13 protein-coding genes, 1 tRNA gene, 1 pseudogene and 1 riboswitch are annotated in these 13322 nt (G+C 59.5%); of the genes and pseudogenes, 8 read left to right on the forward strand and 7 right to left on the reverse strand.

Annotation, left to right across the window (positions count from 1 at the left end):
- On the forward strand, positions 1 to 1061 hold a 1061-nt coding region (locus ACTG4B_RS08675; RefSeq protein ID WP_439155303.1), incomplete at its 5' end, for a type IV pili methyl-accepting chemotaxis transducer N-terminal domain-containing protein.
- Positions 1062 to 1129: 68 nt separating this feature from the next.
- Here ACTG4B_RS08675 and ACTG4B_RS08680 read toward each other — a convergent pair.
- Entirely contained in the window at positions 1130 to 2155 is a 1026-nt protein-coding gene (locus ACTG4B_RS08680) for a LacI family DNA-binding transcriptional regulator (protein WP_439155304.1), read from the reverse strand.
- 92 nt (positions 2156 to 2247) lie between these two features.
- Here ACTG4B_RS08680 and ACTG4B_RS08685 point away from each other — a divergent pair.
- The 3 genes and pseudogenes from ACTG4B_RS08685 to ACTG4B_RS08695 all read left to right on the forward strand — a co-directional run bounded on the left by ACTG4B_RS08685 (position 2248) and on the right by ACTG4B_RS08695 (position 3582).
- Positions 2248 to 2324: transfer RNA gene (locus ACTG4B_RS08685), tRNA-Arg, on the forward strand.
- A gap of 70 nt (positions 2325 to 2394) precedes the next feature.
- Positions 2395 to 2523 (forward strand): annotated as a pseudogene (locus tag ACTG4B_RS08690) (IS3 family transposase); the annotation flags it as partial.
- Between the two features lie 192 nt (positions 2524 to 2715).
- Complete coding sequence (locus ACTG4B_RS08695; RefSeq protein ID WP_439155305.1) at positions 2716 to 3582, forward strand: DMT family transporter; 867 nt, start codon at positions 2716 to 2718, stop codon at positions 3580 to 3582.
- Here the strand turns inward: ACTG4B_RS08695 and aroC are convergent.
- A complete protein-coding gene (aroC, locus tag ACTG4B_RS08700) occupies positions 3579 to 4685 on the reverse strand; it encodes a chorismate synthase (protein ID WP_439155306.1) in 1107 nt (368 codons plus the stop codon). The two genes, ACTG4B_RS08695 and aroC, sit on opposite strands and share 4 nt — an antisense overlap.
- A 90-nt stretch (positions 4686 to 4775) precedes the next feature.
- Positions 4776 to 4874: riboswitch (TPP riboswitch) on the forward strand.
- A 35-nt stretch (positions 4875 to 4909) separates the two neighbouring features.
- Between aroC and thiB the strand changes: the two genes are divergently transcribed.
- From thiB to ACTG4B_RS08715, 3 genes are read left to right on the forward strand one after another with little or no spacing between them, the layout of a single operon-like run.
- Positions 4910 to 5899 (forward strand): thiamine ABC transporter substrate binding subunit, encoded by a 990-nt coding sequence (gene thiB, locus ACTG4B_RS08705; RefSeq protein WP_439155307.1) that lies wholly within the window; start codon positions 4910 to 4912, stop codon positions 5897 to 5899.
- Entirely contained in the window at positions 5875 to 7404 is a 1530-nt protein-coding gene (locus ACTG4B_RS08710; protein ID WP_439155308.1) for a thiamine/thiamine pyrophosphate ABC transporter permease ThiP, read from the forward strand. The genes thiB and ACTG4B_RS08710 overlap by 25 nt, the downstream gene beginning before the upstream one ends.
- The gene (locus ACTG4B_RS08715; protein WP_439155309.1) at positions 7391 to 8095 is read left to right on the forward strand and encodes a thiamine ABC transporter ATP-binding protein; all 705 of its coding nucleotides are present in this window, start codon (positions 7391 to 7393) and stop codon (positions 8093 to 8095) included. The genes ACTG4B_RS08710 and ACTG4B_RS08715 overlap by 14 nt, the downstream gene beginning before the upstream one ends.
- A 75-nt stretch (positions 8096 to 8170) precedes the next feature.
- On the opposite strand, the gene ACTG4B_RS08720 is transcribed toward ACTG4B_RS08715, so the two are convergent.
- From ACTG4B_RS08720 to petA, 3 genes are read right to left on the reverse strand one after another with little or no spacing between them, the layout of a single operon-like run.
- Entirely contained in the window at positions 8171 to 9028 is an 858-nt protein-coding gene (locus ACTG4B_RS08720) for a cytochrome c1 (protein ID WP_439155310.1), read from the reverse strand.
- A 16-nt stretch (positions 9029 to 9044) separates the two neighbouring features.
- Entirely contained in the window at positions 9045 to 10385 is a 1341-nt protein-coding gene (locus ACTG4B_RS08725) for a cytochrome b (protein ID WP_439155311.1), read from the reverse strand.
- A gap of 12 nt (positions 10386 to 10397) precedes the next feature.
- Positions 10398 to 10958: a ubiquinol-cytochrome c reductase iron-sulfur subunit gene (petA, locus tag ACTG4B_RS08730; RefSeq protein WP_439155312.1), complete on the reverse strand. Its 561-nt coding sequence runs from the start codon at positions 10956 to 10958 to the stop codon at positions 10398 to 10400.
- 416 nt (positions 10959 to 11374) lie between these two features.
- Between petA and ACTG4B_RS08735 the strand changes: the two genes are divergently transcribed.
- Positions 11375 to 12016 (forward strand): outer membrane protein, encoded by a 642-nt coding sequence (locus ACTG4B_RS08735; RefSeq protein WP_439155313.1) that lies wholly within the window; start codon positions 11375 to 11377, stop codon positions 12014 to 12016.
- 3 nt (positions 12017 to 12019) lie between these two features.
- Here the strand turns inward: ACTG4B_RS08735 and ACTG4B_RS08740 are convergent, their stop codons facing one another.
- Positions 12020 to 12622 carry a glutathione S-transferase gene (locus ACTG4B_RS08740; protein WP_439155347.1) on the reverse strand — a complete coding sequence of 201 codons (603 nt, stop codon included), beginning with the start codon at positions 12620 to 12622 and terminating at the stop codon, positions 12020 to 12022.
- A gap of 25 nt (positions 12623 to 12647) precedes the next feature.
- On the reverse strand, positions 12648 to 13280 hold the full coding sequence (locus ACTG4B_RS08745; RefSeq protein ID WP_439155314.1) for a glutathione S-transferase: 633 nt from the start codon (positions 13278 to 13280) through the stop codon (positions 12648 to 12650).
- Positions 13281 to 13322 lie beyond the last annotated feature (42 nt).

Here is a 13322-nt window from a genome sequence, read left to right on the forward strand (position 1 = left end):
GCAAGATTAACCGCGAGCATCCAGATGGTGCAACTGCGGGGCTGCCAATGCAGACCCCCGCAGCCCAACCTGCACAGACCGATGACAGCGGGACAGCGCACGACAGAGGAAAGATTATGGTAAACACGAAAACCACCGGACCGGTTCGCCGTTCACACCGCCGGTTCACCTATGGTGCCCTGGCACGGCTGGCATCGGTCGCGGCCATTGGATTGACCATGGCGAGCGGGACCGCAGCGCAGAACTTTACGACGGATGTCGGTTCAAGCGAGCGGATCAACCTGGCTGGTCAGCTTGGCACGCTTAGTCAGCGGATCATCGCTTCTGCCTGCAACCTGAATGCCGGCATCGCCGTAGCGGAAAGCAACGCGGTGCTCCAGATTTCGGCGTTTCAGTTCGAACGGATCAGCGATGCCCTGCTGTATGGAAACCGGGGCTTTGGCATATTGGGCGAAGAAACACGTCCGCGCACCCTGCAGGTCATTGGCGATCTAAACACGGTCTGGGGTCCTGTGCTGGAACAGGCGGTTGCGACAGAAATCACCGCCAACAATTCCGCGCAGATCGCGGCCATCGCGGAACAAAGTGATGCCATCCTCAACACCGCCAATATTCTGGTCAGCGAAATTACAGGCCAATATGCCGATCCGGTTGCGTTGTTGCATGCGGATGCATTGCTGATTGATCTGGCCGGCCGACAGCGGATGCTGGCCGAGCGGATGTCAAAGGACGTGTGCCTGATCGCATCGGGGGTCAACGTCGAGCAGGCCAGCGAAGACCTGCGCACGACAAGCCGACTGTTCGAAGACACGCTGAACGCGCTGCGCAACGGTCTGGAAAGTGTCGGTGTGCGCCCACCACCTACCAAAAAGATCGAGGACAGTCTGCAATACGTCGTTGATGAATGGCAAAATCTCCAACCAGCGCTGGAGGCGTCGCTGTCGGGCGTGCAGTTGGACGCGGGAATGCGCAGCCAGCTGTTCTATGCCTTCCTTGGCATGGAAGCCCGTATGAACAACGTCGTTGTTCTTTACGACAAGAACTCGAAACTGGGACTGTAACCGAACGCGTTAATCAAAATGAAAGGCACCACTGTGGTGGTGCCTTTTGCCTGTCTTTCATGTCCGGTTCAGCTGCGGCGCAATGTATCACCATACGCCAGTTTCGGGCTGAGCGAGATGACCGGTCCATCGACCGGCGTTTCCCCCGCATTATGCGCGGCGATGATTTGGGCGGCCTTGATACCGATTTCGCGGCGGCAGGCATCCATCGTGGCAAGCTGGCGTGGCAAACCGTCCAGCAACTCGACACCGTTAAATCCGGCGAGCCCGATTTGGCCGGGCACATCAATGCCCTTTTCCAGCAAATATAACAGACCACCCGCACCGATCATGTCATTGGAATAGTATAGAAAATCAAGATCGGGACTGCGCGCGATCATCTTGGCGGTCATCTCGCGGCCCTTGGCCAGCGCGGATCCGCCGGAATAAAATTCCTGATCTGCAATCTCAATGCCGGCCTTGGCCAGTGTCCGCGTGAAACCCTCGAACCGTTTGCGCGCGCGGTGGTCCAGCGGCATCTTGGTGCCCATGAACCCGATCTTTTTATATCCTGCGGCGATAATCGCCTCGGCCATCTTGCGGCCCGCCCGCCGGTGCGAAATGCCGACACAGGCATCCACCGGTTCGCCGTCGGTATCCATGATCTCGACCACAGGAATCCCCGCGCGTTCCAGCATCGCGCGCGATGCTTCGGAATGTTCCAGCCCTGCAATGATCACCCCCGAAGGCCGCCAGGACAGCATTTCGAACAAAACCTTTTCTTCCTTTTCAGGCAGATAGTCCGTGACGCCCACGACGGGTTGCAGGTCCGTATCCTCCAGCACCTGGGAAATACCGGCAAGAACCTCGGGGAATACCATGTTGCCCAGCGACGGAATGATCACACCCACCAGATTGACCCGCTGCGACGCCAGCGCGCCGGCGATCTTGTTGGGCACATATCCAAGCCTTTTTGCGGCGTCCTGCACCTTTTTTCGCGTGGCCTCGCTGACGTCGCCTTTGTTACGCAGAACACGGCTGACGGTCATTTCACTGACGCCGGATGCCTCGGATACATCGCGCAGGGTCAGCGGGCGTTTGTTCTTACTGTTCACAAAGATGTCCTGATTGCAGTGCTGTCCCCATTGATAACGAGCCTTTGGGCCGTTGACCAGATGCGCAAAGGCAGGCATTGAAAGACCCAAGTGGTCCCGTGGCTCAACTGGATAGAGCAGCCCCCTCCTAAGGGGCAGGTTGCAGGTTCGAATCCTGCCGGGGTCACCACTTAAAAAATGCAAATTTTACAGTTTCTTGAGTTTTCCCCAACCTGGACATGAATCGAATTTGTGTGGTGTTCGTAGGTCAGCACAACCTGCAAGCCAGCATGAGCAGACGTGGGAATTGCCATGATAACGCAGCAGCCGCGAGTTTCTTCCCGCTTTTAAGGCGGGAACAAGTCCGCCGCCGAACATGTCCCACGCGCGCGGCATGCTGTCGCCCGTTGAACGTGAGATCAGACAGCAGAAACTGAACGAGGCAGGTGTCTAGGACTGAAGCAGCATCGATCGCGCTATTTCACCGGCCGCTGCGCGACGGGGCCTTCTGACCTGCGAGATTCACGCAAAAATACCATTCTGCGCATTCCGTCCGCCACAAAAACGCGTTAGGCGAAACCATGGATATCAAAGCGATTATCATGGGTGTTGCCTTTGCGGCAATGTGGTCCTCGGCCTTTACCTCGGCGCGGGTGATTGTCGAATATGCACCACCGCTCAGCGCGCTGGCGCTGCGGTTCCTGATATCGGGCTTGCTGGGTGTCGCAATCGCGTGGGCGCTGGGCCAATCCGCACGGCTGACGCGAGCGCAGTGGCTGGCCGTCGTCGTGTTTGGCGTTTGCCAGAACGCGCTTTATCTGGGGTTGAATTTTGTGGCGATGCAGACAGTCGAAGCGTCATTCGCTGCGATCATTGCATCGACCATGCCCTTGCTGGTTGCCTTGGCGGGCTGGCTGATCTTTGGCGCAAAGGTCCGGCCACTGGGCGTTGCGGGGCTGATCGCCGGGGTGTTTGGCGTCGTGTTGATCATGGGCGCGCGGATACAGGGCGGGGTGGACCCGTTTGGCTTTGTTCTGGTGCTGCTTGGGGTTTTCTCGCTGACGGCGGCAACGCTGGCGGTGGGGCGTGCGCAATGGAACGGCAACGTGCTGATGATTGTCGGACTGCAAATGCTGGTGGGCAGCGCGATACTGTGGGTGCCCGCACTGGCGTTCGAGACGTTGGACAACATCATCTGGAACTGGCAGCTGGTCGTGGCGTTTATTTACACTACGCTTGTGCCCGGCCTGGCAGCAACGCTGGTCTGGTTTCTGCTGGTTGGCCGGATCGGAACGGTCAAGGCATCCACCTTCCATTTTCTCAATCCGTTTCTGGGGGTCGCGATTGCCGCCATGATATTGGGTGAAGCGATCGGCGTGTTGGATATTGTCGGCGTGGCCATCATCGCTGGTGGCATTCTGGCTGTGCAGCTATCGAAACAGGCCTAGCCGATCTGGCCCCGCACACCGCCTGTCTGCCCGCGATCCAGCAAAAGATGATCCAGAATGACACAGGCCATCATCGCTTCGCCCACGGGAACGGCGCGGATACCGACGCAAGGGTCGTGGCGGCCCTTTGTGATGACCTCGGTTGGGCTGCCGTCCATGCGGATGGACTTGCGAGGCGACAAGATCGACGACGTCGGCTTGACCGCGAACCGCACCACAACGTCCTGACCGGTGCTGATCCCGCCCAGAATGCCACCTGCGTGGTTCGATGAATAGACGGGCTGGCCGTCGTTTCCCATGAAAATCTCGTCCGCGTTGTCACGTCCGGTCAGCGCAGCGGCGGCCATGCCTTCGCCGATCTCCACGCCCTTGACTGCGTTGATCGACATCATCGCGGCGGCCAGATCAGTGTCCAGCTTGCCGTAAACAGGCGCGCCGATCCCCGCAGGGACGCCACGCGCGACAACCTCGATAATGGCGCCAACCGAATTATGGTCATCCTTGCGCAGCCATTGCAAATACTCTTCCCATTCGCCCGCCGCCTGCGCATCCGGGCAAAAGAAGTCGTTATGATCGATCTGGTCCCAATCCATGCGCGACCGGTCGATCTGCTTGGTGCCCATCTGGGTCATATAGCCCCTGATCTGCACGCCGGGTGCCATGGCGCGGATCGCCTCGCGCGCGACACCGCCTGCGGCCACACGCGATGCGGTTTCACGTGCCGACGACCGCCCACCGCCGCGATAATCGCGGATGCCATATTTCTGGTGATAAGTGATGTCGGCATGCCCGGGGCGGAATGTCTGCGCAATATCACCATAATCCTTGGACCGCTGGTCGGTGTTGCGGATCATCAACTGGATCGGAGTGCCGGTTGTCTGGCCCTCGAACACGCCGGACAGGATTTCGACCTCGTCGGCCTCTTGACGCTGGGTGGTGTTCTTGTTCAGCCCGGGGCGGCGCCTGTTCAGCCACTGCTGGATCATGGCAGGTTCAAGCGCCACACGCGGCGGGCATCCATCGACCGTCGCGCCCAAGGCCGGCCCGTGACTTTCACCCCATGTCGTAACGCGGAAAAGATGACCAAAGCTGTTGAATGACATGGCGTTCCCCTTTTGCTTGCCGGGTCTAGCCGCCGCGACAATCTTCCTCAAGAGGTTTCCCTTGTCATCGCCATTGATACGTCCTAGCTGTTGGGCACCTCGGGGGGCCTTGACTGGCTGAGATGCGCAAGCAGACCCGTTGAACCTGAACCGGTTAAGACCGGCGGAGGGAAGGTATCGCAATCGCGCTATCCCCAATCCGCCCGTCGCATTTGGAGGATATGATGAAAAAACCGATCTATCTGCCAGTTGTCGCGGGACTCGCCCTTTGTGCCACGGGCGCAATGGCGCAGACCCCGGTGCTGCAAGTTCTGACCTATGACAGCTTTACAAGCGAATGGGGCCCCGGCCCCGCGATCGAAGCCGCGTTCGAGGCCGAATGTGCCTGCGATCTGCAATTTATCGGCGCAGGCGATGGTGCGGCCTTGCTGGCCCGTCTGCAATTGGAAGGGCCAAGCACGGATGCCGATATCGTGCTGGGGCTGGATACCAACCTGACAGAGGCCGCCCGCGAAACCGGGCTTTTCGCACCCCATGGCGTAGTGGCCGATCTTGATCTGCCGCTGCAATGGTCCGATCCGGATTTCCTGCCGTTCGATTGGGGCTACTTCGCCTTTGTCGGCAATGCGGGTGAACCTGCGCCTGCATCGCTGCGCGCGCTGGCCGATAGCGATGTTTCCATCGTCATTCAGGATCCCCGTTCATCCACCCCCGGTCTGGGCCTGCTGATGTGGGTCAAGGCGGCCTATGGTGACGAGGCCGCGGCGCTTTGGGCCGATCTGACCGACAATATCGTGACCGTCACCCCCGGTTGGTCCGAGGCTTACGGGTTGTTCCTGGATGGCGAAGCCGATGCGGTGCTGTCCTATACGACTTCGCCGGCCTATCATCTGATCGCCGAAGAAGACGCAAGCAAGGTTGCCTGGTCATTCGACGAAGGGCATTATTTGCAGATCGAGGTTGCGGGCAAGGTTGCAGGCACCGATCAGCCTGAACTGGCCGATCAGTTTCTCGCCTTTATGGTGACGGACGCATTCCAAAGCGTGATCCCGACGACCAACTGGATGTATCCTGCGGTGCTGCCCGATGGCGGTTTGCCGGACGGGTTTGAAACGCTCATGACCCCGCAAGAGGCGTTGCTGTTCGATCCACGCGGTGCAGCCGAGGCGCGCGCCGTCGCCGTTGAAGAATGGCGCAACGCCCTGTCCCGCTAACGCCGCATTGGCCCGGCGCCCTGTCTGGGGCGTTGGTGCTGGTGCTGACATTTGGCACGCTGGCCGCTGTCGGTTGGCGGGCTGAATGGGGCGGCGGGCTGTCGCCGGCGGACTGGTCTGCGATCCGTTTCACCGTGACGCAGGCTTTGGTGTCGGCAGCGCTCAGTGTGGTTTTTGCGATACCTGTCGCGCGGGCCCTGGCGCGGCGTCGGTTTATCGGACGCAACGTGCTGATCACCTTGTTGGGTGCGCCGTTTCTTTTGCCGGTGATCGTCGCCATATTCGGCCTTTTGGCCGTGTTCGGGCGCGGTGGGTTGGTCAATGACGCCCTGACGGCGGTGGGCCTTTCGCCGGTGTCGATCTACGGTTTTCATGGGGTCGTTCTGGCGCATGTGTTTTTCAACCTGCCACTCGCGACCCGGCTTGTCCTTCAGGGTTGGTTATCAATCCCGGCGGAACGGTTTCGACTTGCGGCCAGCCTGAACGCGCCGGTGGGACGTTTGCTGGAATGGCCCATGTTGCGGGCGGTGGTGCCCGGCGTTTTTCTGGTGATTTTCCTGATCTGCCTAACCAGCTTTGCAGTGGCGCTGACACTAGGCGGCGGGCCACGTGCAACGACGGTCGAACTGGCGATCTATCAGGCGCTACGGTTTGATTTCGATCTGGGGCGCGCGGCACTGCTGGCTTGTGTGCAGTTCGGGCTGTGTGCCGTCGCTGCGACAATCGCCTGGCGTGTCACCGGAAAGGATACGATGGGTGCGGGACTTGACCGCATCGTGCAACGCTGGGACAGCGGGCCGGCTGTCATTGATTTCCTGGTCATCAGTCTTGCCACGCTGTTTCTGATCGTGCCGCTGGCCATGATCCTGTTGAAAGGGCTGCCCGGCCTTGCCGATCTGCCTGCTGGCATCTGGTGGGCTGCATTGCGGTCCATCGCGGTGGCAGTGGCATCGGCGCTTTTGTGCGTGGTGTTGGCGCTGACGCTGGCGCTCTGGGGTGGTCCTGTGGTGGCTGTTGTCGGTGTGCTGCCACTGGCGGCGTCCGGGCTGGTTGTGGGCACGGGGGCGTTTTTGCTGGTCTTTCCCTTCATCAACCCCGCAAAGCTGGCACTGGTGGTCACGGCACTGGTCAACGCAACGCTGGCCTTGCCATTCGTGCTGCGGGCCATTGCCCCGGCGGTCGCCGACGTGCAGGCAGATTTCGGGCGCCTGGGCGCGGCACTTGGCCTGCGGGGGTGGTCATGGGTGCGCATTGTCGTGCTGCCGCGGGTCCGCGGGCCACTGGGGTTCGGGGCAGGCATTGCTGCCGCGCTGTCGATGGGGGATCTTGGCGTGATCGCGCTGTTCGCTGGCGAAGCGCAAGAGACATTGCCGCTGGCCATGTTCCGCCTGATGGGTGCCTTCCGAATGGAGGCGGCTGCCGGCGCAGCATTGGTCCTCGTGACGCTGACATTTACGATATTCTGGATCTGTGACCAAGGAGGGCGGCGCGATGCTGACCTGTGAAAATCTGTTGTTGGCGCAGGATGATTTCAGCTTGCGCGCCGACCTGTCCTTGGAAGAGGGGCGCACGACAGCCCTGATCGGACCGTCAGGCGCAGGTAAATCAACCCTGTTGTCAGCCATCGCGGGGTTCTTCGCCCCGGCGCAGGGCCGCATCGTTTGGGACGGGCGCGACCTGACGGATTTGCCGCCGGGGCAGCGACCGTGCAGCATTTTGTTTCAGGACAATAACCTTTTCCCGCATCTGAGCGTGGCGCAGAATGTGGGGCTCGCGCTGCGCTCGGGATTGCGTCTGTCGCAGAGGGATAAGGCGCAGGTCGATGCCGTGTTGGCCGACGTCGGGCTGGCGGGCCTTGGCGGGCGCAAGCCGGCTGCCTTGTCGGGTGGTCAGCAAAGTCGTGCTGCCTTGGCGCGCCTGTTGCTGGCGGACAGACCACTGATTTTGCTGGACGAACCATTCTCGGCCCTTGGGCCCGGGTTGAAAAACGAGATGCTGGATCTGGTGCAAACGAAACTTGCAGGCCCGGATCGACTGATCATCATTGTGACCCATGACCCCGAAGATGCACAGCGGATTGCCGATGATGTGGTTCTGGTAGCGGACGGCGTGGCGGCAAGCCCGGTTGCAACGGCGGATTTGTTTGAGAACCCGCCCAAGGCACTTTCGACCTATCTGGGCCACACAGCGGGTTAAGGTCGCAACGCGGCAAACCCACCTTACACAACGAAAAAGGCCCGCCAGATTGGCGGGCCTTTGATTGATCATGGATCAGTGTTTTTTCTTATGCGGCGCCCAGATGCGCTTGTTCGTCAGATACAGCAGCACCGACAGCACCGTCAGGAAGATCACGCCAGTCAGGCCAGCCTGCTTGCGCGCAACCAGTTTCGGTTCAGCTGTCCACATCAGGAAAGCGGACACATCCTGTGCGACTGAATCCAGTTCGGTGGAATGGCCATCGGCGAATTCCACGTCATCACCATAAAGTGGCGGTGCCATCGCGATGTAGCTGCCCGGCACCATGTGATGCCCGTGTTCGTCGATGCAGCTTTCAGGGAAACCACCGGCGGCGAAAGCCACGTTATAGTAGCCGTCCATCGGCTCGCCTTCGAGTGCGCATTCCGGTTCTTCTTCGTAACCGGCAAGCAGTGATGCGATATATTCGGCGCCACCCATGCCCTTGACCAGCTGGGCAATCCCAGTGCCTGCGGGCCCGTGGAACCCGGCGCGGGCCTTGGCCATCAGTGACAGGTCGGGCGCGTTGGACAGTGACGAGCCGGGGAATTTATCGGCAGGTGTCGCTGGCCGAAAATCGCCTTCGCCATCGAACAGGGCCTGGTCGAACACTTCGTAAAATTCCGCATAGGCACGCATCTGGTCTTCGGGCAGGCCGGGGCCGCCTTCATCATGCAGGTTGCGGAATGCGACCAGTTCAAGCCCGTGACAGGCTGAACAGATCTCGGTGTAGACCTGAAGGCCGCGTTGCAGCTGCATCTGGTCATAGCTGCCGAATGGTCCCTCGAATGGGAATGCATAGTCGGTAATATGCGTTTCGACTTCGGCGGCCATGACGGGCGCTGTTGTGAGCGCCATTGCTGTGGCTGCGGTCAGTGTGAGTTTGCGGAACATTGTGTTTTGTCCTTTCTCACTCGGCCGGATTGACGGCAGCGGAACCGCCATCTTTCGGCGCGTAGTGCGCGTTGAAGTCTTCTTCGATGGTGGCTGGCGGTGTCTGTGGTTTTTCCAGCACGCCAAGCAGCGGCAGGATCACCAGGAAATACGCAAACCAGTAGGTCGATGCGATCAACGAAATCCAGTCATAGGGGAACTGCGCCGGACGGGCACCAACCCACATCAGGACGATGAAATCGACGACAAGCAGCGCGAACCACCACTTGAACATCGGACGATAGCGGCCGGACCGGACCGAAGATGTGTCCAGCCAGGGGGCCAGCGCCATCACGGCAATCGCGCCGAACATTGCCAATACACCAAAGAATTTCGCATCAATGATGCCAAAGCTCAGGAACTGGACGATCTGCACGACCCAGACGTCAGCGGTGAACGCCCGCAGGATCGCGTAGAAGGGCAGGAAATACCATTCCGGCACGATGTGCGATGGTGTCACCAGGGCATTCGCAGGAATGTAGTTGTCAGGGTGGCCAAGGTAGTTTGGCATAAACCCGACAATCGCCACGAACACCGCCAGGATGATCGCAAGTGCGAACAGATCCTTGATCACGAAGTAGGGCCAGAACGGCAGCGTGTCTTTTTCCGCGTCTTCCTTGGAGGTGCGGCGGACCTCAACCCCGGTGGGGTTGTTGTTGCCGGTCGTGTGGAAGGCCCAGATATGCACGATCGTCAGACCCAGCAGAACGAAGGGCAACAGATAGTGCAGCGAAAAGAAGCGGTTCAGCGCAGGCTGGCCCACGGCGGACGCGCCCAGCAGCCATGTCTGAACGGAATCACCGATGAACGGGATCGCGCCGAACAGGCCGGTGATCACGGCAGTGCCGTGGAACGACATCTGGCCCCATGGCAGGACGTAACCCATGAACGCGGTGCCCATCATGATCAGATACATCAGCATCCCGATGATCCACGTCACCTCGCGGGGGGCCTTGTAAGACCCATAGTAGAGCGAGCGGAACATGTGCAGATAAACCGCCACAAAGAACAACGACGCGCCGTTCATGTGGAAATAGCGGATCATATGCCCGCCATTCACGTTGCGCATGATGTGTTCGACGGATGTGAACGCCATGTCTACATGCGGCACGTAATGCATCACCAGAACGACGCCAGTCGCAATTTGCAGGATCAACGTAAAGGTCAGCACAATACCCCAGATCCACATCCAGTTCAGGTTCTTGGGTGTGGGCAGCATCAGGGTGTCATAGATCAGCCCGACAATGGGCAGCCGCGAATGCAGCCACTTTTCGCCGCCGGACTTTGGTTCGTAATGGTCGTGGGGGATACCAGCCATGGCGCTTTCTCCTTAACCCAGTTGAATTGTTGTTTCGTCGACGAAAGACGCGACGGGCACAGGAAGGTTGCGCGGCGCGGGCCCTTTGCGGATCCGGCCAGAGGTATCGTAGTGTGACCCGTGGCAGGGGCAGAACCAGCCGCCAAAATCACCCTGTTCACCCAGAGGAACGCATCCGAGGTGGGTGCAAACCCCCATCTGGACAAGCCAAACCCCGTCTTCTGACAGGGCGCGGTTTTCATCTGCCGCAGTGGCGCTTGGATCAAGGTTTTCATTTTCCGCGCGTTGATCAGGCAGATCGCCAAGGTCGATATCACGCGCCTGCGCAATTTCATCTTCGGTGCGGGCGCGGATGAAAACTGGTTTGCCCTGCCACAAGACCGTCAACTGTGTGCCCGGGTCGACCGCGCTGATATCAACGCGGATCGACGCGAGCGCGAGAACGTCGGCGGAAGGGTTCATTTGGTTGACCAGCGGCCAGACGGCGGCCCCTGTTACAACAGCGCCGGCACCGGCGGTTGCGTAATACAGGAAGTCGCGGCGTGTGCCTTGGTGTTCGTCTGCATGTGACACGGTGTGCATCTCCGATGTTTGCGGGCTTATCGCCCACCCGAAAAATTAGACCAACGTCGCCGATAGTCCATTCCGGCGCTGTTTAGCCATCAAATACTGATACGTCCAGCGGACATTCGGGCGCAGGGGGCTTTGGTTTGCCGCCATGTCATCAAAACGCTGGCCGGTTGCCCCCGTAACGGCCGGGCGCGAGCGGGAGCTTTCATTTGCGATGTTCGATATTTGCAACAGACCTGACGATATAATTTACACCTTCTGCCGCCAATTTCGCCATTCCACCGGTTTTTCAGATCAGCCTGTGTCGACACTGACACAGATCAGGTGCATCCCTTAATTGTGAGATAGTGTTTACTTGTGAGAGTAGGCCTCTCAATTTAACCCATGAGTCGTGATGACATTTTTTGGGAACTGATTCGATGATCCGCCCTGCTGCCGCCTTTTTACTTCTGATCGCCGCGACAACGTCTGCCGCCGCAGAGGTAGAGTTGAGCTTTTATGGTGGCGTGCAATCAGCCAATGCGTCGGATGTTACGGTTCGGAACGACAGCGTCATCCCTAACGGCGATTTTTCGATCGATTGGGAAGGCCGTTCCGGTGATGCCCCGCCATATTACGGGATCCGCGCGACAAAATGGCGGGAAAGCGGGTTCGGCTACGGGCTCGATTTCGCACATAACAAAATCTATCCCAAAGAATTGCCTCCCGGCTATGACGTGCTGGAAATGACGGATGGGTTGAATACGCTGACCGTGAACGCCTATCGCCGGTGGAACGGCGCATTCGGTGACGTCAGCCCCTATATCGGCGGCGGGCTGGGTCTGGCCATTCCACATGTGGAAGTCACGGCGCCAGGCTCTGAAACCTTTGGCTATCAGATCACAGGACCGGCGGCGACCGTGATTGCCGGTGCCAGCTATCCGATCAACGACAGATGGTCGGTCTTTGGTGAATACAAAGGCACCTATTCGTCGAACAAGGCCGATCTGGATACCGGCGGCACGCTCGAAACCGATGTCGTGACGAACGCGGTCAATCTTGGCGTCAGCTTCAACTTCTGAAGATTATTCGGGCGCGGTTGCGATCATGCTATCGCGCTGCACCCAATCCGCGTGCCACGCAGCAAGTGTGATATTGCCGTCGCGCCAGTTGCGCGCGTCGTGCCGTAGATCAAGATAGGATAGCGCGCAGCCGACCGCGATCTGCCCGATGTTCAGCGGGCCGCTCAGGTGGCTCATCCAGCGGGTGTTGATGGCGCCGACCGCACGGCTGGCCTTGCCCCACTGCGCATCCAGCCATTCGGGCGATTGCTGTTGCGATGGACGGAACCGCATTTCATAGGTCATCACAATAGCCGCATCCATGATCGCATCCGCCGTCGCTTCTAGCGTCAGGACCTCCCAGATCCGGCTTTGCGGATAAAGATGGCCACCCGCCAGATCGTCAAGATAACGGGTAATGACACGACTGTCATAGATTGCCGGACCATCATCGCGCAGCAGCGCAGGGATTTTCCCGGTGGGATTCGCGGCCAGTATCGTTGGGTCAGACGCAAGCGGCGTCGTTGACACGTTTACCTCTTCCACCTGGTCCAGCATGTCGGTTTCGCGCAGCAGCACACGCACCTTGCGGGCGAACGGTGACGGGGGCGAGGTGATCAACTTCATCATGGCGGGACCTTTCAGGATCGATTTACCCGAACAAGACCCGATCTTGTCCGTCTTGCCAAGGTGGGTATTTCGTCATGACCCCGGCAAAGGTATCAGATTGCAGGAAATCATCCAGCCAGCGGCGCAGCGGGCCCAGACCCTGCGCATCGAACCAGCCGCGGTCGATATGCGCAAATTGCCGCACAAACGGCAGAATCGCCATATCGGCGAGACGGCGGTCAGGTCCGGTCAGAAACGGCGTTTCGCTCAGCCGATCATTGAGATCACGCAGGAAATCCATCGCTTTGTCCCGCGCGTGGTCCGGATCAAGATCCGGGTAGCGGACCGCGTATTTGGTATGATCAAGCGCCTTTTTGAACGGCCCATCGCAACGGTCGATCAGCGCGTGCCCTTCGGCGGGCATGTCCAGCCAGCATTCCGGGTCAGAGCAGCGCAGCGCCCACAGCATGATGTCACGGCTTTCCGCGATCACCGTAGCGCCGGTGTTCAGCACCGGCACGGTGCCTTTTGGGGATGTCGCAAGAAAAGCAGTCGGTTTATCGCGCAGCAGGATTTCACGCAGTTCCACCTGCTGTCCGCTGGACAGGATCGCCAGCCTTGCCCGCATGGCATAGGGGCAGCGCCTGAAGGACCAAAGGATCGGAAGGTGTGGCATGGGTCAGGATGCCTCCGGCGGGGATATTTGAACTCTGAAGAA

The organism is Yoonia sp. (assembly GCF_965660735.1).
Taxonomy (GTDB): Bacteria; Pseudomonadota; Alphaproteobacteria; order Rhodobacterales; family Rhodobacteraceae; genus Yoonia.

Excerpts from the sequence above, each read along its gene's own strand:
- ACTG4B_RS08695 (WP_439155305.1), top strand. The coding sequence starts at position 2,716 with ATGGATATCAAAGCGATTATCATGGGTGTTGCCTTTGCGGCAATGTGG.
- aroC (WP_439155306.1), bottom strand. The coding sequence starts at position 4,685 with ATGTCATTCAACAGCTTTGGTCATCTTTTCCGCGTTACGACATGGGGT.
- thiB (WP_439155307.1), top strand. The coding sequence starts at position 4,910 with ATGAAAAAACCGATCTATCTGCCAGTTGTCGCGGGACTCGCCCTTTGT.
- ACTG4B_RS08710 (WP_439155308.1), top strand. The coding sequence starts at position 5,875 with ATGGCGCAACGCCCTGTCCCGCTAACGCCGCATTGGCCCGGCGCCCTG.
- ACTG4B_RS08715 (WP_439155309.1), top strand. The coding sequence starts at position 7,391 with ATGCTGACCTGTGAAAATCTGTTGTTGGCGCAGGATGATTTCAGCTTG.
- ACTG4B_RS08720 (WP_439155310.1), bottom strand. The coding sequence starts at position 9,028 with ATGTTCCGCAAACTCACACTGACCGCAGCCACAGCAATGGCGCTCACA.
- ACTG4B_RS08725 (WP_439155311.1), bottom strand. The coding sequence starts at position 10,385 with ATGGCTGGTATCCCCCACGACCATTACGAACCAAAGTCCGGCGGCGAA.
- ACTG4B_RS08735 (WP_439155313.1), top strand. The coding sequence starts at position 11,375 with ATGATCCGCCCTGCTGCCGCCTTTTTACTTCTGATCGCCGCGACAACG.
- ACTG4B_RS08740 (WP_439155347.1), bottom strand. The coding sequence starts at position 12,622 with ATGAAGTTGATCACCTCGCCCCCGTCACCGTTCGCCCGCAAGGTGCGT.
- ACTG4B_RS08745 (WP_439155314.1), bottom strand. The coding sequence starts at position 13,280 with ATGCCACACCTTCCGATCCTTTGGTCCTTCAGGCGCTGCCCCTATGCC.